The organism is Vibrio sp. Hal054 (assembly GCF_037162405.1).
Taxonomy (GTDB): Bacteria; Pseudomonadota; Gammaproteobacteria; order Enterobacterales; family Vibrionaceae; genus Vibrio; species Vibrio diazotrophicus.
Map to the genome: position 1 here is coordinate 3,078,811 of NZ_JARLUT010000001.1, position 19,233 is coordinate 3,098,043.

The following is a 19,233-nucleotide window of genomic DNA, read 5'->3' on the forward strand; positions in this document are numbered from 1 at the left end:
AGAATTTAATTCAGTTTGGAGATAAATATGCCTAAACCGTCAATTGACCTAGAGATCCAAGAACAAGGTCGAACCTGGTTACTCCCACCATACAACTACTCCTTGCGAAGAGTGGCTAACGAACTTAATGTTGGCCATGCGACAGTTCATAAATGGAGGGAACAATTGAAGATAGAAGGCTTGCTAGACGGTGAAAGTTCAAATCAAAAAGAACTTTCAGCAGAGGAAATCTTTGCCATTGTCATCGAAACAGCTGTTATGACAGAACATGAACTAGCAGCATATTGTAGGTCTAACGGCCTTTTTGTTGAACAGGTCAAACAGTGGAAAATTGCATCAATACAAGCTCACCAACCTAAGAAGAACCCTGCTAACAAAATAGATTCAACTCACAGAGCGGATAAGAAGCGAATCAAGATATTAGAAAAAGAGTTGGCTAGAAAAGAGAAAGCTTTAGCTGAAACAGCCGCATTGCTTGTTTTGCGGGAAAAGTTCAATGCCCTCTGGGAACCAAGCGAGGAAGATTAACTCCTCTCTCCGAGCGGCTAAAAATAGTTACATTCATTGAAGACGCTATCAATAGTGGAGCCACTAAAACTAGAGCGTGCAGGTGCGTTGGGATATCGATAAGGACGATGCAACGCTGGGTGCAAGATGGGGGGCAGATAGTAGAAGATTTGCGTAACCTGCCAAAAGCAAAAACTCCTCACAACAAGCTCACCGCCCAAGAGCGGCAAGATATTTTAGATGTATGCAATGCACCTGAATATGCGGATCTGCCTCCCAACGTAATAGTGCCTATGCTTGCGGATAAGGGGATTTACATAGCCTCAGAATCAACATTCTACAGAGTCTTAAAAGAGCACTCTCAACTAAAAAGACGAGGCGGTTCTGTCTCAATCAGTAGACCAAAGCCCAAGGCTCAGAAAGCGATAAAACCAAATCAGGTTTGGAGTTGGGATATTAGCTACTTACCATCAATTACTAAGGGTGAGCATTACTACCTCTATGTAATTATGGATATTTTTAGCAGGAAAATAGTTGGTGCAGAAGTATTCCAACAAGAGCTTGGCGAGCATGCTGCCGATTTGCTTCAACGTACAACTTGGAAAGAGAAATGCGTCAACAAAGGGTTAGTACTGCACTCTGATAATGGCGCACCTATGAGAAGCTATACCATGTTGGCCAAGATGAATGATCTTGGTGTAATGAGTTCGTACTCTCGCCCTAGAGTTAGTAACGATAACCCTTATTCCGAGTCACTATTTAAAACGGTCAAATGTATCCCGTCATGGCCAGTGGCAGGATTCAGATCCATTGAAGAAGCAAGGAAATGGGTTGGAGATTTCACCTATTGGTACAACTTTGAACATAAGCACAGCGGCATAAAATATGTGACACCTCAGCAAAGGCACACTGGTGAAGATCATCACATCTTAGAGCAACGGAAGCTTGTTTATCGTAAAGCTCAAGCAACAAGCCCTGGGCGGTGGAGAGGGCAAACTAGAGACTGGAGCTTTATTGACGAGGTGTTCTTAAATCCAGAGAACAAAGCTGCCTAAGATGTTGTAAATATGTAAAAATGACGACAACTTGCTTGAAAAACAGCGGAAACAAGCGTTCGCAATCACCGAAATACGCAACTCGGTTTAAATGAATAGTCGGGAACTTGTTCTAATATTACAGGAGTAACATTACTCTCCAACAAACGCTTTATAGTATTTCTTAATCCAAGCTCTAAAGCTCGGCGGCTATTAGCAACAGATTCTGAATAATCCGAAGTATCACCCAAAAAGACTCGGCTTCCTTTTTCTCCTGGGCTTCGTGTGGTTTCCGCATACATCGCCCAGCGAGCAGCGACATACACTGATTTAGGTCTTTTACGCTCAATAACCTCAACCAATTCCTGATTAACGTTTGTACAACCACTCTCCGGTTCACCGTATTTTAAAAGGTCAACCCCAAGTAATGGTGGGCAACCGCCAATACCACCATACAATGCGGAAAACTCTTCTTTCTTACCCATTTCATCGATGAAAGCACGGTAATGAGCTCCATGAGAATCTCCCCATATAAATGAAGATATAGGTTTACTGCTATCCCCTATTACATAAGGTTCAAAGGGTTGGTAGCCATCGACCTGAGGCAAAGACTGCTTTTGTTTATCGAATGAAGAAGTCGATTGGTTATACAACTCTATAGCTGAAATAGGGAAGCGTTCTGGATATCCTTCGTTACGAGCTATATTTTTTGCTAGCGTTACTGACAAAACGATAGGCAATACTAAGTAAAACAGGTAAACCCAGTGCTTCTTCATCGGCAGATGACGGAGCCTAGTTTCAAAAAAACGCCAAGAAACAACAGATAGAGCTAAAGTAATAAATCCACAGAGAACCGCATCAAGCACCGTAAACTCAGTATAATAGTATCGATAAAAAGCCAATACTGGCCAATGCCACAAATACAGTGAGTAAGATAAACGCCCCATAAAAACAATCGGCCGAATACTCAAGATACGGCTAACAATGGAACGTTGGTTTTCACCAGATAAAATAATCAAGCAGGCTGATAACACAACCCACAACGCATTGATACCAGGAAAGCTATCACTCTCGTTTAATATCCATGCCAAAGAAATTACCACCACAAGACCTGTGATACCAAACAAGTTAAAGAAATACGAAGGAAGGAAGTCTTTAGGTGATTTATTGGCCGATAATATGGCCAATAAGCCACCAATAAGTAGTTCAAAAGCGCGGCTTTGAATAAAATAATACCCTTTTTCTGGATCTGCAACTGTTAAGAACTGTGAGTAACCGACTAATCCAACCAAGCTCAATATAATAAAAGTTGCTAGTGTTGATTTAGATAAGTACCTGGCACTAATAATCAACACTACTGGCCAAACAAAGTAAAACTGCTCTTCTATCGACAAAGACCACGTATGCAGCAAAGGTAGAGTTTCGGAAGTTGGCGCAAAATACCCAGAGTGTTTTTCAAAATAAATATTGGCTATAAAAGAACTCGCATACCGCCAACTATCTGCAAAGTTAGCAAAGTCATTAGGTGTATGCAGCCAATAAGAAAAGATTAAACTAGTACAGACAACCAAATAAAATAGAGGAAGAATTCTTTTTATTCGCTTCACATAAAATAAATTAAACGAAAACTCGTTAGTCGATATTTGAGGATATATATACCCGTGATCATTGAAGATGCTTGATTTTCGATAGAATCAGGATCATGCTACGAACCATGAAAATTACACTGACTCCTCAACAGAAACTGCAACTCGAACAAATGCACGACATTGAACGTGATAGTCGAGTTTGCGACCGTATTAAGGCTGTTTTGCTGGCTTCTGAAGGCTGGAGTCAGACTATGATTTCACAAGCTCTTCGTATTCATGAATCGACCGTTGCTCGTCATCTCAGCGACTACGTTCTTTCTGAAAAACTTAAGCCTGAAAATGGCGGAAGCCAAAGCAAGCTTTCTGCTACTCAAACCATGCACCTAATTGAGCATTTGACTGAGAAAACCTATTCTCATACGCATCAAATTGTCACTTACGTTAAAGAGACATTTGGACTGGATTACACGGTTTCTGGTATGAATAAATGGCTTCACCACAATGGTTTTAGCTACAAGCAACCGAAAGGCGTACCACACAAGTTTGATGAAGCACAACAGCAAGCATTTATAGAGGCTTATGAAGCGTAAAAGGCAAGCTGTGGCAAGGATGAATCGATAGTCTTTATCGACGCAGTTCACCCAACACTATCAACAAAAATATCTCATGGCTGGATACGAACTGGTCAGGATAAAGTGATTGAAACAACGGGTAATCGTAGCCGATTGAACATTATTGGCGCACTGAACTTGTCGGATATTGGAGCAACCATTGTTCACAACTATGAGAGCATTAACAGTGAATCGATTGTTCGCTTTTTCTGTGAGTTAAGAAAGAGTTATCCTTTAGCCCATAAGCTTCATATCATCTTGGATGGTGCGGGATATCACCGCAGTGATTTAGTCAAAGATGCGGCGTTTGTCCTGAATATTGAACTGCATTATCTTCCACCTTACAGTCCAAACCTCAACCCAATCGAGCGGCTATGGAAAGTAATGAATGAGAAGTCGAGGAACAACGTTTACTTCAAAAGAAAACGGGACTTCAAGGCGGCAATAGACCAATTTTTTGCAGTGACTATTCCAGAGAACGCAGGCTCTTTGACATCTCGAATTAATGATAATTTTCAGGTTCTCAAGCCAGCATCTTCAAGTTGATTCGGTATATATTTAATATCATTCATTTTTTATACTTATAGAGGATTCCATTGGTCTATTGACCAATGAATGTTACGTTTAACAACTTCTTTCTCAAACGATCTCTTCAACCGTTCCAAATTGCTTTGCTTCCAACTGTCACCATTTTGTTGAAAACATTTATCAAAATCGATAATCCATACTTTTTCTTGGTCATCGATCAAGATGTTATGGATATTTAAATCTGTATGATTGACTTGCGCATCGTGCATCTTGCGGATTTCTTGGCCTATTTTTCTATACATTTCAGCAGGCAAAGCTTGCTCTTGGAGAATAGACACTAAATCACGAGCATTAGGAATGCGCTCACTCAATAAGTCGGCTTGGTAGCAAAAAGTTCGCTTTACCGCTCTTGCCGCTATCGGCTTGGGTACATTGACACCAGCTTTAATGAGCGTGTTCAAAAGTTGGAATTCTTGATAACTGCGCGTTTTTTCCCAGCCCTGAAACCAATAATGATCTTTCACTAATTTACCAAACAGACCACCACGTCGATAATGGCGCAGCGCTGCCGAGCATTTTTCACCATCGACAAACCACGTAGTACCTCGACCCGTTGCGCTCCCCAAGACCTTGTCTTGGCGTTGCCAGAAATCGGCATCAAAACATTGCATTGGATCTTCAGCTAATAACGCTTCGTCAAACCAGATCGTTTGGTTTTTCTCTGTTAGTGTCTTGAACAAAAATCGAAATCCTCACAATTATCAACCAACCTCTCACGCTAACAACGTAAGTGCCTTAGCATTTTACATTTTATAGCGCACTCTGCATAATCTTGACTCAATATTTAGGTGGGTTCTTACATGGCGCTTTTTCAAACTGCTCCTCAATCAATCTGTATCTTGCGTTTATCGGCTATCGGAGATGTGTGTAACACCATTTCTGCGGTTCAGGCAATTCAGCGCGAATGGCCGGAAACGAAAATTACTTGGATAACAGGAAAGCTGGAAGCTCAGTTAATCGGAGATTTATCAGGCGTTCGTGTGATTGTGTTTGATAAGAAACAAGGCTGGAAAGCCTATCAAACATTATGGTCGCAGCTAAAGAATGACAGGTTTGATGCCCTACTCCATATGCAATACGCTTTTCGCGCTAGCATTGCCACTCTAGGTATAAAGGCTAGGTACAAACTAGGTTTTGACAAAGAGCGCAGCCAAGATTTTCAAACCCTGTTTACCAACATTAAAGTGCCTTCTCCTAATAAAACTCACGTTTTAGATGGTTTGTTAGCTTTTGTTGAGTTTATGGGTGTTAAAGATACACAAGCAAAGTGGGAACTCAACTACCAGCTCATTGATGAGAAATGGGCAAATGAACATTTTGTCGCGGACAAACCCAAACTCGTTGTTGTTCCCGCAGCCAGTAAAGGATACAAAAACTGGACAGCAGAAGGTTACACTGAAGTTATTACCTACGCACAAGCTCAAGGATGGCAGATTATCTTAGCTGGCAGCCCCGCCAAAATAGAAAAAGACCTCGCCGAAAGTATCCAACAAAAATTAGCTGTACCGGTCATCAATCTCGTTGGTCAAAGTACTCTCAAACAGATGCTGGCTTTAATCGATAAGGCCGATCTTGTTATTGCACCGGATACCGGGCCTACTCATATGGCAAATGCAATGAATACGCCTGTAATCGGTCTATATGCACACCATAATCCTGAGCGCACTGGCCCATATAATTATCGTCAGTATGTTGTATCTGCTTATGAAGAAGCTTTACTCTCTGAAACTGGAAAATCACCATCAGAAGTAAGCTGGCGTACCCGGGTTAAAGATGAACAGGCAATGAGCCGGATTACCGCGAAGCAAGTCATTCAAATGTTTGATAAAGCGGTACATGACTTTAAAATGGCAGCAACTAGCACAACTAAGGATCCATCGTGACCAAACCGACATTAGCCGTAGCTTTAATTGTTAAGAACGAAGCTCAGCATTTAGAAGCCTGTTTAGAAACCGTACATGACTGGGTCGACGAAATAGTTGTTCTGGATTCTGGTAGCAGTGATAACACAGAAGAAATCGCTCGTCGCTACACGGATAAATTTTTCGTTAACGCGACTTGGCCAGGCTTTGGCCCACAGCGACGCCTAGCGCAAAATCATGTCGAATCAGACTATGTTCTTTGGCTAGATGCGGATGAGCGAGTCACTCCAGAACTTAAAGAAAGCGTATTAAAAGCAGTCGCAGAAAATAAACCGAATACGCTTTACCAATTTGCACGTCTTAGCTGGGTATTTGGACGATATATTCGCCATTGTGGCTGGTACCCCGATCGTGTACTGCGTTTATACCCAACCAAACTGACTCAATATAATGACGCTCTCGTTCATGAGAAAGTGGAAATGACTGGCAATATGCAGGTCGGGACGCTTCACGGGGATGCGATTCATTACACCTACAATGACATTCACCACTACCTAGTAAAATCAGCTGGTTATGCCAAAGCTTGGGCAGATCAACGTCAGGTGAAAGGAAAGAAATCCTCCTTAAGCCAAGGTATTGGGCACGCCATCGGCTGCTTCCTGAAAATGTATGTGCTTAAACGTGGTTTTTTAGATGGCAAACAAGGCTTTTTGATTTCATTGCTGTCTGCTCACTCAACATTCGTCAAATATGCCGACTTATGGGTACGAAACAACGACAGTAACTATAAGAAATAATTGAAAAAGCCTGAGACAATCTCAGGCTTTTTTGTGTCTCAAAGGAAATTTTTCGCCCATGGATTCACTTGCCCGACAACCGTAGCAATATCAATGCGGGTCATGTTCTCTTGGCTTTGCTTGTCTTCTGCTTGTGGGGGGCAAAATGCGACATGACGACCTTCTGAATTCAGAGGACGCCAACGCAGCGGCGTGGCTGAACGCTTAGCAGGGAAGAAACCAACCGTTGGTACATCTAATGTCGCAGCAATGTGCAGTGGTCCTGTTGAGCCCGCAATAAACAACTGAGCACAAGCTATAGAGCGAGTGAAATCCACCAAACCATCGTTTTTATCATACAGAGCCGCTTTACCACCAAGCTGTTCAATAATGGCTTTTAGTTCTGCGGCCTTGGCTTCTTCACCTGGGCCTGCTGTTAACACAACTTCATGCTCACCTTCCAAACCCTGAATTAAATTCGCGTACTGTTCCAAGGTTAGATTATTTGCCGAGCCACCACTTCCAGCATGAACGAATACCCAAGGCTTATCGGCATCAAGAACAAGTTGTTCTGAGAGTTTGTCTCGCTGAGCTTTCAATACTTCGTCGCTAAATGACAAATAAGGTGCACTTGGCTCAACGATTGGTATGCCTGTATCACGCAAAAATGCTCTGACTAAATCCAAATTGTACTCGTACTCCGGGTTGGCCGATTGAGAGCGTTTCTGCTTGATGCGTTTGTTATAGAAGATTTGAGCCAGTTTTGTTGCAGGCGCAAGGCGATAACGAATCCCAGCCTTCCACACTAACAACGCATTGTAGGTAGTGGAGAATAAGTTAATTGATGCATCAAAGTCTTGCGCTTTAATCTCTTCGATTAACGCTTTCTGAGCGCTTTTATCTGACTTCTCCGTCGGATCAATCATTACAGCATCAATCCAGGGACACAACTCAGCCAAAGCTGCGGTGTACTTAGGTACCAACGCTGTTATGTGACAATCAGGCATAGACGCTTTTAACATCGCGAAACTTGGCCACGCCAGCATGAAGTCGCCAATTTTATCGTTGCGAATAACAAGTAACTTTTTCATTCTGTTCTGTTTATACTCAAATTAACTGGTTCAATCATACCGACTTCAAAGCCTTTTTGTTAGTATGGCGGACATTCCGTTCACTAAAGAGCAATAAATTGTGAGTCAAAAACGTATTTCTCGAGTGCTTTATCCGGGCACTTTCGACCCGATTACCAACGGTCATTTAGATTTAATTGAACGTGCGGCTAACATGTTTGATGAAGTCATTATTGCGGTAGCGGCTAGCCCTAGTAAACAAACCATGTTTACTTTAGATGAACGAGTGGCCTTCGCCCGCGAAGTAACCAAACATCTTGATAATGTCACCGCGAAAGGTTTTTCGGGACTATTAGTCGATTTCGCTAAGCAAGAACAAGCCAATGTCCTGATTCGAGGCTTACGCACCACGGTCGATTTCGAGTATGAGTTTGGTTTAACCAATATGTATCGACGCTTGATGCCTGGCTTAGAGAGTGTGTTTCTCACTCCAGCCGAAGAGCACGCGTTCATCTCTTCGACCATTGTTCGCGAAGTGGCAATCCATGGCGGTAATGTTGACCAGTTCGTGCCGGAAGTTGTCGCAAGTGCTCTGAATACAAAGAAAAAAGTTTAGCAATTTTTACTAAACCCCTTGTGATATGAGGTATTCGATGCAAAGCTGAGTATTCTGGGGCACCTAGTTTTGACATAAACCTTTAAAGTTTCAATTTTTGCACCGCCAGAAGTATCATCACACCATCAGGCAGAGCTTTGCTCTGCCTGATGGTGTGTTTTGTCACCGCTACATACGAGATAGAACAGCTTTCAAATTATTAACCATTACACTGATTTGATAGTTTGGGCGGGAATGAGCTCAGCATTCAATAATGCTCACACTCCAACTTCGCACAAGCAGGTTCAAACGCCTCTCATCTGATCAATAATTACGCCAGCAAAAAATCTTTCCTCGATACTTCGCCGTGAACTCCAGAGCAACTAGCTTGGTCACACTATGCCTTTTCCTGAGATGGTCTTGAAGTAACTCTTTGCTGTGCGCTCTCACTTTACAAAACTCTTTAAACAAATAGCAGAATGACTTTATGCCAATGAGCACTTAAATGTTAAGAGCAATAAAAATATGCATTTATCGAAGGTAAGGGCAACCTGAATTTTTAATAGCAACAGCGTGAACCTATACGTTTTATGACCAAAAAAGCTCTACATTTAAAGTCTCATAAATACCGCAAGCACAGTGTCACGCTAAATCCCCAAAAGGATTTCAAGCCAATGCTTGGTGTTACAAAAAAGCCACGTAAATACCACAGGCTGAAATAGTACAACTAATTGCATTACAGCAAGAAGTGCTCAATCTTCACTAAGCATTTGATAATTTGCTTGATATAAAGCTGAATGCAAAAAATCGCATGGTAAAAAGCATTATTGTCAGTTTGAGTAACACAGGCAAGTTCTAAGCTTCCATTCTCGTTGGTGATTAAGGGCTACCCCAACACCGTTCGTAATTTATCAATTTAAGCTGCAAACCCCAGCATCACCAAAAAGGACAAACTTATAATCTCAAAGGACCATTTTTGAGATCCCTTATCCATTTTTCAAAAAAACATGATCCTCGTTCATAGAAAGTTTTTAACGTCTGATGAATTGTGATTATGATAATAAAACAGGAAACACAATATATCGTAATAATTACTACGATATACACAATATATTGCGATTTAATTCTAATTAAAAAATAGTGCGCCAATTATGAATTCAAAAACAAATAGAATAATTTTTCACACTATAAGACTCCAGATATATTGGAGACTCCACTCATTCACAAAAAATTATCTTTTCGCTTTCATAGGTGCTCACCAGCAGAGTTCGATTTATTCTACAGAGAGTCATCTACCACGAGAACGACACTCACTACCTGTTGTGATTGGCACGCAGCCGCATAGTTTAATGCCTATTCAATATATAGAGAGACTCAGCGATCATTCTGAATACGAGAAGCTATTCATGCCCATGATTATGCGTGAAGACAATGATGTTCACGAAGTCCTAAGCCCTTTCTTGTTTTTAGCTCTCACATGTTTAATCAATGTATTCTCGAATCAGACGCCGAGCAGACATCGGCGTATTAGCCCTACCTCACCACTCAAAATTACTGCACGAACATAACGGGTAATGGCGACTAACGAAGATTACTCACCTTACGCTTTTAGATAATTCAGAGGGATGCAGCATGGTATCAATTAATCACATTGCCCGTAGAAATCGACAACACAATTCTGGAGGACGCTATCCTGACGCACTTAAGCACGCTACCACAATGGCTATCATGCTACGAAAATTGGCAAAGGAGAGTTCGAAAGACCGCCCGGCAATGACCATTGTGGCGTTACATCTTTGGCTGACTCAGCAATGGCCAAATATTAGATCATCAGAAGATATACCAGATTTTGAGCGGATATCAGGCTCTACGATTTGCCGAAAAAATACCTTTCGAACTTATTATGATGGTTCGTATACATGGACCGAGTATGCGCATGGCTATCAAGACGGAGAGTCGACTCATTATCTTTGGCACCCCCTACCTCCTCATTTCAATGCTTTCTTTCAGCCATTTATCAGTGGCCAAAGCTATGAAACGCCATTCTTGCGCCCTAAGGTAAAAACTCGCCTTTTTCTGTTGATGAATCAAAATTGGAAAACCCCGCCCTCATTAAGTCACTTACCAAGAGTCCGCAAAGATTCATTTCACCGGTATTTGATCAATTGCGCTCTTGTCGACAATACACTTTCAGCCATCCCAAGAGCACAGATAGTAACCAACAATAGAAATCATCACAAACACGCCGAACGATATCAACGAATTGACAGTGACAGAGTCCGATACAAACTCTTCGATGCACAGCATCGCTACATCACCCGCCTAATACAAGCCGCAAGAAGTGCCAATTTATCCACTCACTTCGATGTATTTCACGAAAATCACGCAACTAACCTTATTGCAGATCGCACAAGACTAGCCAGATACCTCACTTCATCAGGACGTATTGCTCAGTATGTTTTAGATACGTCAAATAACGTCAAGCAAACTATTCGCAGCCCCGCTATCAAAATTGGCAGTAAACGTTACCTCGACGAGAATGAAGTCGTGCATTTTTTCGACCTCTTATTTAACTATGTTGAAAAACTCGCCCCAAAAAAATCAGCAAAAAAAAATCTGTGGATAAACTATTTTCAAGCAGCTACTTATCGAGTGGCATTACTTTTTATCTTACTCACCGGAGCGAGACCAACACATGGTATCAGCATTTTGGGAAAGTATTATGCAGGGGGAAACATTGTGTTCATTAAAGATAAAGGTCGGCTTAGGCAACTCATTGTTTGTGATTATCTAAAGCGCGAAATCCAACACTATCTAGAACTACAGGCTAAAGTACTTTCGAAGTTTTCTATAAGTAACAATCTTGAAGAATTATGGTATTGCATTGATGACTCAGGACGAACTTTCCGTTTGACCAACCGTGCTCTCCGTCAATTTATGAACCAACTTTGGCCAGGTGTCATTCCTTATCAACTTCGTCATTTTTTTGCCCAAAGTGCAGTCAATGATCTGTCTTCTGCTAGGTTATTTGATCAAGACATTGACCGAATAATGGGTCATGAAAGTATTGGAGAACATCTGGGAAGAGATGTAGTTTTTCCATTCACTGTCAACACTATAAAAACTTACCTCAACCATTATGCTACTCGACTCTCGCTGAAGGAGTTCATCTATGTCTAGGCGCGACAATCTTCTACTTGCTGGAGCAGTCCAACGCCACTTCGAACAACTTGGTAAAAACTGCGCACACCTAGAAGATCTTCTTTGGTTGCTAGAGCGTTGGAATATTGTTGACCATTGTGAGCGAAGACTGATACAGGCCGACATTCGGTGTGCTAGAAAAATCATCGCAACAGTACCTACAGGAAAACAGCGGCACTATAAACAAGCACTGAACGATATTTTGTTTTACCTGCAGGATGCTTGTCACTGGCGTTTACCAGAGCAAGAACAGGTAGCTATTCGTGATACGGAATATGGATGGTTCGAATCTATCGCTAAGCAGTCTCAAAAAGCTCATCAGATATTCGAACGTTTTCAGCAACAAAAAAAACAATACTTTGTAGACCGAGGAACGCTGTCTCCAGCATTCATCGCATTAATGATAGGCTTTGAAATCGCTCCGTTGTCCTTAAGCCACATTGGTTGCATTTTAAATGATGTCACTTCTATTACATCTGAGCGACCAATACCTCGACTTCGCTTGACTCATCAGAATACCAGCAAAGATGAGCTTCGAGTAACTCACTATCATTTACCATTCACGAGCTATCGGCTACTTAGCGACTACTATGCCCAACCATCTAAGCATATTAGTGAATCTATGCTTTTTAAACAATTATCGAAATGGCTTGTTGATCACGGCCTTTCTCAGGCTACTCGCGCCGAGTGGTCAAAAAGATTCCAAATCACTTGGTATCTACATCACTACTTGCCGCCAATCCTGCTCAAAGATCTTGCCAACCCAGAGAGACACGTGAGCTTACCTTTGAACATCCAATCATCTAGGCACCAGTTATCTGAAATTTACACCATTGATTGGGATGCCAACTGGTTTATGGGAGCAATTCAGTCAAAAAATAAACATGCTTGGCCCCATAAATTACTACTCAAATCACATGCATCACAGAAAAAGCCCCCTTTGCCACCGAGGTGGGACGCAAATAACCTTTTACCACGATTACTGTATGACTACACTCAGCAGTTGCTGACCCATGGTGGCGTCAAGAAATCCACCTTAGCAGTTAGCTCTATTATTAAGTACACCCAACTTGAACATATTCTTAACCTCTACCCTTTGACTTATGCTCAGGCGATCGACGAAGCTGCCGTCAATTTGTGGGCAAAAAATATCTTTGACTCATTGAATGGCGATGCTCTAAGGCAGACCTTTTTCTATTTCTTACGTTTTCTCAGCCATCAAGAGCAAACAGACAGCATTGATTTAACACTTTTTACCATGCCCACAACTGCTCCGTCAGTCAGTGCAGGCCGTTTGGACTTGATTGAACTTGATACCCTTATTCAAGCGCTCATCACTCAAAATACGACCCATCCTCTTCGCAGTTTATTCACAGTTATTGCAGCGTTATTAGGTTACTTTGGTATGCTCCGTCGAGGCGAAGTGCTGCGTCTTCGCTGTCAGGACGTTCAGTTTGTTCCTAAAACAGGTTTACTTACTCTATTCATTGCAAATACAAAAGAAGGCCGCACAAAGAGCGGGCTGTCACGCTCGGTGTATACCACCATACCTAGTCCCTATAGAAAGCTTTTTCAAGTGATAAAAGCGATAAAAGAGGGAACCTCTCCCGACTGTCCATTAATTGGTTTTGACGATGAAAAATACCATTCTCGGCAACTCTATTACCTATTACCCATCACTAGAGCACTAAAAATCCTCTTCGGTACACACATGCACTTTCACCATCTGCGCCACAGTGGTGTGCATGTTTTCATGATTCAGATGTTACATTTCGTCAGCCGAACCCCTGAAAATGAGCGCGGTAATACACCTTTAGAATGCGAGGTCTTATCACAAAAGTCTATCTGTATCCGTTTCGAATACTGGCTGGAAGGCCGAAGTCCTGATGAGGCGAACGATGGGATCTTCTTTGACGAAGTTTGCAAACAAATTGGTCATACCAATTACGCAACAACAAGATGGTCTTATTTGCACGACATTGATTGGCTGTTACCTATCATAAGTACTGAACATCGACCATATACGCTCCGCTCCTACTCTCACAGCGAACTGCGCTATCTCTTGGGATTATCATCAACATCGCATAATCTCGCACGCAAGCTAAAAACCTTGAGATCTAACATTACATACAAAATGCTCGGAGATAAAAGAATTCAACCAATTCAATTAACCAATTCTCAATTAAGAAGCGCTATTTTCGGACAGTTACAACAACAAAATGAACAGCAATCGTCACTTGACCACTTCAGAAACTGGCAAAACACTATCTATCTTAGTACCAATACATTAATCGGTTTTTTGTTTAAGGCTATGCAGTCCAACGGTTGTCTCGAACTTGCGACGTTAAGCAAAATCTGGAGTCAAAGTTGTCAACACGACATCACTCCTGTTGGCAAAAAACAACGAACAGCACTAAGCAAATTGCCTCAAGTCGAACTCTCAGAAGGCAGCCAAGCACTTCAGATTACGCTTGCCTGCAACGTAAAAAATGCTCGCGCCTTTACCTCATTCTTCCGCCACAAGGACTGGGCGTGGCTCTCGTGTCAGTTTGAGTTGACCGCCCATAGAAACCTTAATCGCGCACGTCAAATAACGCTACTCAAAGAGCACTTTGTACAAGGTGGAGAAGCAATTTCAGTTAAAAATCGTTCTATCGGTAAGACTATGCTTACCATTACTTTACGTCCCAAATTTTCTATTTCAAACCAAACACTTATGTTTACTCAACAATTCATACATTCATTACAATTCAATAAGGATACTCAATGAACATCATTATCCCTGCAAATAAACGCTCTTTGCTTGAAAGCTTATCTCAAGGTATTGATACCCATTTCGCTAACTGTGTCGTAACAGTACTGGTTAATAAAACACAGAATACGATTACCTTCATTAACGGGCAACTCCCCCTTTGTGACCACTATACATTCATGCTAGACGAGCGTTCCATTTCACTAAAAAACAAGCACTTTTCTCTCGATGCTAGTTTTACTAAACAGCTCATTAACTATTTTATACAAGGAGAAGACATAAAACTCGAATTCGAGATTCAGCCATCAGGGACAATGTTCTTAGAGGTGCTAGATAGAAGCACACGGCTCAAAGACGAATTGCAAAGCACTGCTTTACGTCGTTGTCAGTGCAGTGCCCCATCTGATGAACATCTGACTTACTGGGCAAATACACCTAAATGCCCTACAACAAAAACCTCAAAAGCTACCATTGAACGCATCGTATATGAAGCCCATAAAAACCTACCATTTGAGTATATTCAACTAAACAAGGAAGAAAATTACGTACGTATCCAGCGTCAGGGCGTAGTTGAAGACAAAGCTTTGCCTCTGGATATGAAATTGCCTGTATCCATGGTATTAACACCAGATACAACGATGCAAATGACTAAACTTTGCCAAATGACCTCCGGTAATGAAATCGAAATCGCACAACAAGGTGAAACGATAACATTTAAAACACCAGAGTGTACGTTAACGTGCTCATTAGCGGGTGTTGAAGAATTTTACCAAAAAAACCGTTCCCATTCAAGCGCTAAAATACGTTGCACTCAACCTTTTTACATTGAAGAAAGAACTAAATCATTGCGTTAAGGAATACAGCCAAATTAAAAAAGCTGATGAATTTCTTCTATATATAGGCGACGAAAAAGCAGCGATTGCTGTTCTAATTCCTCCATACGCATTTACTAAACTCATTCATGTATTTGAAGTTGGTGAAAGTAAAACTAATGTCGGTTCTTTGTTCCGTTTTTCTCCGAAAGAGCTGGAGGGAGTTAGAGTTAAAAATTTGCAGGAAGCAACAAAAACAAGGTTGGATATTTTTGAAACAGCTCTTGGCGAGTTGAAACTAGGAGTATATTACTCCCTTGAAGATAACCTACCGTACACTACCATCTCTATCGAAAGAGACGAACGACAGTTAGATAGCGTACTCAAAATGATTAAGGATTTAGAAGAAAAACAAACAGATAACAATTCAACTATTAAAGAAAAGCAACAAGACCTTTTTATCTTCAGCGATGAGTGACTTCTCACCACCTTATCAGGCGATGCTTCTTATTTCGTTAGCCGTTGCTCGATAGTATCGAGAGTTACATAGCTTCCATAAGCAGAGACGACCGTCCAGCCGCCTTTAATTCTAGAATGCCTTTATCACGAATATTAAGGGCGGCATTTAAGTCGCGATCAATATCCGTTGTACCGCAAGACGGGCAATCCCATTTGCGAACCGATAAGGGCATTTCTTCCATTTTATGACCGCAACAATGGCATGTTTTAGAGCTGGCGTACCACTGGTCGAGCTTTACTAGGTGCTTACCTTGCTCTTTCAGTTTGTATTCTAGTTTCGCAACAAAGCTATGCCATGAGGCATCAGCTATGTGTTTTGCTAGTTTGCGGTTTTTCATCATATTTGCTGATTTCAATCTCTCAACTATCACCGCTTGGTTTTCGTCAACGAGAGTTCGAGAGAGTTTGTGTTGAAAATCAGCGCGAGCATTCACTACCTTTTCATGGCATTTAGCAACAAGTATTCGAGCTTTTGCACGATTAGCACTGCCTTTGGCTTTTCTGGATAGCTGACGCTGCTTACGTCTGAGATTCTTCTCAGCGCGTTTTACAAATCTTGGGTTGGCTGTCTTTCTGCCGTTTGACTCAATCACAAAATGAGACAAACCCAGATCGACACCTGTAACTGTTCTTACTGTGTGGAGTGGTGTTGATGCTTCCACTCCATCATCCGCAAGGATTGATGCGTAGAACTTACCTGTCTTGCTCAGGCTTACAGTGATGCTTTTAACCACACCTGCAATCTCACGGTGAACATTCGCCTCTATAGGCTTCATTTTTGGAAGCTTAATTGCCCCATCAAGTACCTTTACACCCACACAGTGATAGCTCGACTGCTTGCCATGTCTACGTTTGAATTGTGGGTACTTGGCTTTCAACTTCGGATTAAAGAAGTTATCGAAGGCTTGGTGAAGATTGATCACCGATTGCTGTAAGGCGATTGAATCATATTGCTTCAACCAGTGGTATTTGCGGGATTTCTTGGCAACGGCAAGCAGTGGTTTTATATCCTTTTTTGGATTCAGTGTGAGCAAATTGGTTGCTCATCTGGTATTTACAACGAAGTACAGACGCAAGTTGTTTACTGGAGTTATGATCGAACAGTTAAGGGAAGCTTTTGAGTCAACGTGTGTAAAACTTGAATGCGAATTGATAGAAATGGATGGTAAACAGGATCACGTTCATTTACTGCTCTCATACCCTCCAAAACTTTCAATCAGCGTAATGGTTAACAACTTAAAAGCAGTTTCATCTCGTATGCTACGACTACAAAACACGCACCTTACAAGGCAGAGCAAAAGCTCCGCCCTATGGTCTCGTTCATACTTTGCTTGCACTGCTGCCGGTGCGACTATTGAAACATTAAAAGCTTATGTGGAAAGTCAATCGACCCCAGATTAAGACGCTATCGCGTCTTACGCCTTATATCCCCGCCCTAATCGGGCGAGGGTTTACGGCGAAATGGCTAAAACTTGTCAATGTTTCACGTGATGAACGCGACACCAGTAAAAAAACAACAAAATACTGGACAAAAACACAGTGATCAATATAGTGTAGTAGATGAGATTTTCAACGGTGGTGTTTGAAAAAATATTATTAGGAAAATCAGATAAGCAGTTGGGGTAGGAAGGTTGCCCCCTTCCTACCCCGTACCGGCTGCTCTAACGTTTAATCCCAGCCCAGCCGATAGACAAATTCTAACGAATTCCATCGGTCAGGGACAGATCTATTTACAGTTCTGCAACCAATGGAGGCCATGGCATGGCTCGCTTTTATATTTGTCTAAATGTACATATCTCGTTCTATTATCATCATTTTTGTGAGGATACGAAGATGATGAACAGCATCCAAAACCTAAGTCACACTAATACTATCGTTAATCAGATTAATGCTGATACTACATTAGTAACCTATCAATTTCGATCTCACTTTCCATTTAGTAAAAAAATAGTGCTGTTAAAAGAATTGCTACTCAATAGTGCTGCCGGTCTTGTCTACATCTTCTTAAATCATTTCTCTGATCAGAGGTTAGACCACCAAAGTGATGTTAAGTCATTTATAGCACAAGGAGGATTGTGATGAGTAACTACTATGAACAATTATCCGCACTTCAGCGTATGCTGGATTTTGATAATGCGAGTGCAAATACACTGAGCGTGATGTCACTAGGTGGTCTCTCAGCAAAAGTACGCAATCTCTGGTGGAGTTCTGAAGCTAGCTTCGATGGCTATCCTTCACCACAGCTACAAGATAGCTTATCGGTTTATGCTCAACAATGTTGGCAAGCACACCGCCGTAATCCAGAGATCTATGAATTACTTCAACAACACGTTCAATCGTGTTTCAGCACGGAAATACGCTATCGATTTGATCTCCAAGCTCACGAGGCTTTACCTGAACTATCTTTGATAAAGTTTTGGCTTGCTTCGGCATCATGCTGCTGCCGAACCTATCCGATTGAGCAAGATCAACTCTGGTATCGTCATCTGCAACTTACTCAAGCACTGTGGCTTGCAATAGAAATTCAACACACATTCCCAGAGTCTATCATTGGTTATGCCGAGCAGTCAGTAGCCATCGTGAATTTGGAAAAGCGTCAAGTTATACTTTGCACACAACTTCACTTTGCACCATTTACAACTATGGGCTTTGAATTTATTTATCTGCAATACCCCCAATAACATTGTTATAATAAGCAAGTAGGATATTGCCCGACCATAATGGCGGCCTATCCTCTTGCTTGGTGTATTGGAGAATCGATCAACTACTAACCAAATAAGAAGCATTGCTTGGTAAGGGGTAAGAAATCACTCAAATAAAAGGTACACGCCCCATGATCCCACTGAGCGATATTATTAATGTTTGAAGTTCCAAGGTAGGAGCGCATCGATATCTGGCTCTGCTTTCGCTAGCTCTTTCATGCACTTGACCATGTAGTCGTAAAGAATAAGGCCGTTGGCTTTCGCTGTCTCGACGATACTGTAAAGCATCGCGCTCGCTTCCGCCCCATTAGGGTTGGCCGAGAATAACCAGATGGGGTATGACCTTATATACTAAACATTCAGCTATGGTGTGTTTTTGGAGGTCTCTGATATGGCAAATGTTCACAATTACTCGACTTATGTAAGGCTTGATGCTCATAAAGACACAATTGCAGTTGCAATAGCGAGTCCTGAACGACAGGGATAGGTAAGGTTTTGGGGAAACATATCCTCATCCAAAGATTCTGTCATTAGGCTGATGAAGAAGCTTATGAAGCTATACCCGTCATTTCTAATCTGCTATGAAGCCGGGCCTACTGGTTATGATATTTATTG

At 41.7% G+C, this 19,233-nt stretch carries 14 protein-coding genes and 3 pseudogenes; 11 read left to right on the forward strand and 6 right to left on the reverse strand.

All coding sequences use genetic code 11. From position 1 onward, the window contains the following. Positions 1 to 27 precede the first annotated feature (27 nt). Positions 28 to 1,562 (forward strand): IS3 family transposase gene (locus P4S58_RS14385; protein WP_443089014.1). Its coding sequence is split into 2 segments (ribosomal slippage): positions 28 to 484 and positions 484 to 1,562, totalling 1,536 coding nucleotides; the frame shifts between segments, so codons are not numbered across the junction. A gap of 65 nt (positions 1,563 to 1,627) precedes the next feature. Here the strand turns inward: P4S58_RS14385 and P4S58_RS14390 are convergent. Continuing rightward, positions 1,628 to 3,217 (reverse strand): acyltransferase family protein, encoded by a 1,590-nt coding sequence (locus P4S58_RS14390; protein WP_337164578.1) that lies wholly within the window; start codon positions 3,215 to 3,217, stop codon positions 1,628 to 1,630. Positions 3,218 to 3,255: 38 nt separating this feature from the next. Here P4S58_RS14390 and P4S58_RS14395 point away from each other — a divergent pair. Continuing rightward, positions 3,256 to 4,287, forward strand: a pseudogene (locus P4S58_RS14395) (IS630 family transposase). A 35-nt stretch (positions 4,288 to 4,322) separates the two neighbouring features. Here the strand turns inward: P4S58_RS14395 and P4S58_RS14400 are convergent. Beyond that, complete coding sequence (locus P4S58_RS14400) at positions 4,323 to 5,009, reverse strand: 3-deoxy-D-manno-octulosonic acid kinase (protein ID WP_337164363.1); 687 nt, start codon at positions 5,007 to 5,009, stop codon at positions 4,323 to 4,325. 120 nt (positions 5,010 to 5,129) lie between these two features. Here P4S58_RS14400 and P4S58_RS14405 point away from each other — a divergent pair, with 120 nt between their 5' ends. Both P4S58_RS14405 and P4S58_RS14410 read left to right on the forward strand, forming a co-directional pair. Further along, a complete protein-coding gene (locus P4S58_RS14405) occupies positions 5,130 to 6,212 on the forward strand; it encodes a glycosyltransferase family 9 protein (RefSeq protein ID WP_337164364.1) in 1,083 nt (360 codons plus the stop codon). Beyond that, complete coding sequence (locus P4S58_RS14410) at positions 6,209 to 6,988, forward strand: glycosyltransferase family 2 protein (RefSeq protein WP_337164365.1); 780 nt, start codon at positions 6,209 to 6,211, stop codon at positions 6,986 to 6,988. Before P4S58_RS14405 ends, P4S58_RS14410 begins: the two co-directional genes overlap by 4 nt. A gap of 38 nt (positions 6,989 to 7,026) precedes the next feature. On the opposite strand, the gene P4S58_RS14415 is transcribed toward P4S58_RS14410, so the two are convergent. Further along, the gene (locus P4S58_RS14415) at positions 7,027 to 8,058 is read right to left on the reverse strand and encodes a glycosyltransferase family 9 protein (protein ID WP_337164366.1); all 1,032 of its coding nucleotides are present in this window, start codon (positions 8,056 to 8,058) and stop codon (positions 7,027 to 7,029) included. Between the two features lie 100 nt (positions 8,059 to 8,158). On the opposite strand from P4S58_RS14415, the gene coaD reads away from it, so the two are divergent. Beyond that, positions 8,159 to 8,653 carry a pantetheine-phosphate adenylyltransferase gene (coaD, locus tag P4S58_RS14420; protein ID WP_112404893.1) on the forward strand — a complete coding sequence of 165 codons (495 nt, stop codon included), beginning with the start codon at positions 8,159 to 8,161 and terminating at the stop codon, positions 8,651 to 8,653. A gap of 171 nt (positions 8,654 to 8,824) precedes the next feature. Here coaD and P4S58_RS23710 read toward each other — a convergent pair. Next, positions 8,825 to 9,082, reverse strand: a pseudogene (locus tag P4S58_RS23710) (IS200/IS605 family transposase); the annotation flags it as partial. A 1,182-nt stretch (positions 9,083 to 10,264) separates the two neighbouring features. Between P4S58_RS23710 and P4S58_RS14430 the strand changes: the two are divergent. From P4S58_RS14430 to P4S58_RS14445, 4 genes are all read left to right on the forward strand, one after another. Then, a complete protein-coding gene (locus tag P4S58_RS14430) occupies positions 10,265 to 11,812 on the forward strand; it encodes a hypothetical protein (RefSeq protein ID WP_337164368.1) in 1,548 nt (515 codons plus the stop codon). 88 nt (positions 11,813 to 11,900) lie between these two features. Continuing rightward, positions 11,901 to 14,603: a site-specific integrase gene (locus tag P4S58_RS14435; protein WP_337164369.1), complete on the forward strand. Its 2,703-nt coding sequence runs from the start codon at positions 11,901 to 11,903 to the stop codon at positions 14,601 to 14,603. Beyond that, on the forward strand, positions 14,600 to 15,439 hold the full coding sequence (locus P4S58_RS14440; RefSeq protein WP_337164371.1) for a hypothetical protein: 840 nt from the start codon (positions 14,600 to 14,602) through the stop codon (positions 15,437 to 15,439). Before P4S58_RS14435 ends, P4S58_RS14440 begins: the two co-directional genes overlap by 4 nt. Beyond that, complete coding sequence (locus tag P4S58_RS14445) at positions 15,411 to 15,875, forward strand: hypothetical protein (RefSeq protein WP_337164372.1); 465 nt, start codon at positions 15,411 to 15,413, stop codon at positions 15,873 to 15,875. Before P4S58_RS14440 ends, P4S58_RS14445 begins: the two co-directional genes overlap by 29 nt. Positions 15,876 to 15,939: 64 nt before the next feature. On the opposite strand, the gene P4S58_RS14450 is transcribed toward P4S58_RS14445, so the two are convergent. Beyond that, a complete protein-coding gene (locus tag P4S58_RS14450) occupies positions 15,940 to 16,950 on the reverse strand; it encodes an RNA-guided endonuclease TnpB family protein (protein WP_337164373.1) in 1,011 nt (336 codons plus the stop codon). Here P4S58_RS14450 and tnpA point away from each other — a divergent pair. Both tnpA and P4S58_RS14460 read left to right on the forward strand, forming a co-directional pair. Further along, positions 16,898 to 17,317 (forward strand): IS200/IS605 family transposase, encoded by a 420-nt coding sequence (gene tnpA, locus P4S58_RS14455; RefSeq protein WP_337164375.1) that lies wholly within the window; start codon positions 16,898 to 16,900, stop codon positions 17,315 to 17,317. The genes P4S58_RS14450 and tnpA overlap by 53 nt on opposite strands. Positions 17,318 to 17,994: 677 nt before the next feature. Beyond that, the gene (locus P4S58_RS14460) at positions 17,995 to 18,597 is read left to right on the forward strand and encodes a hypothetical protein (protein ID WP_042488119.1); all 603 of its coding nucleotides are present in this window, start codon (positions 17,995 to 17,997) and stop codon (positions 18,595 to 18,597) included. A gap of 174 nt (positions 18,598 to 18,771) precedes the next feature. Here the strand turns inward: P4S58_RS14460 and P4S58_RS14465 are convergent. Then, positions 18,772 to 18,948: pseudogene (locus tag P4S58_RS14465) on the reverse strand (transposase domain-containing protein); the annotation flags it as partial. Positions 18,949 to 19,233 lie beyond the last annotated feature (285 nt).

What these genes read in the sequence shown, in the direction of transcription:
- P4S58_RS14405 (WP_337164364.1), top strand. Translation starts at nt 5,130, where the DNA reads ATGGCGCTTTTTCAAACTGCTCCTCAATCAATCTGTATCTTGCGTTTA.
- P4S58_RS14415 (WP_337164366.1), bottom strand. Translation starts at nt 8,058, where the DNA reads ATGAAAAAGTTACTTGTTATTCGCAACGATAAAATTGGCGACTTCATG.
- P4S58_RS14430 (WP_337164368.1), top strand. Translation starts at nt 10,265, where the DNA reads ATGGTATCAATTAATCACATTGCCCGTAGAAATCGACAACACAATTCT.
- P4S58_RS14440 (WP_337164371.1), top strand. Translation starts at nt 14,600, where the DNA reads ATGAACATCATTATCCCTGCAAATAAACGCTCTTTGCTTGAAAGCTTA.
- P4S58_RS14460 (WP_042488119.1), top strand. Translation starts at nt 17,995, where the DNA reads ATGAGTAACTACTATGAACAATTATCCGCACTTCAGCGTATGCTGGAT.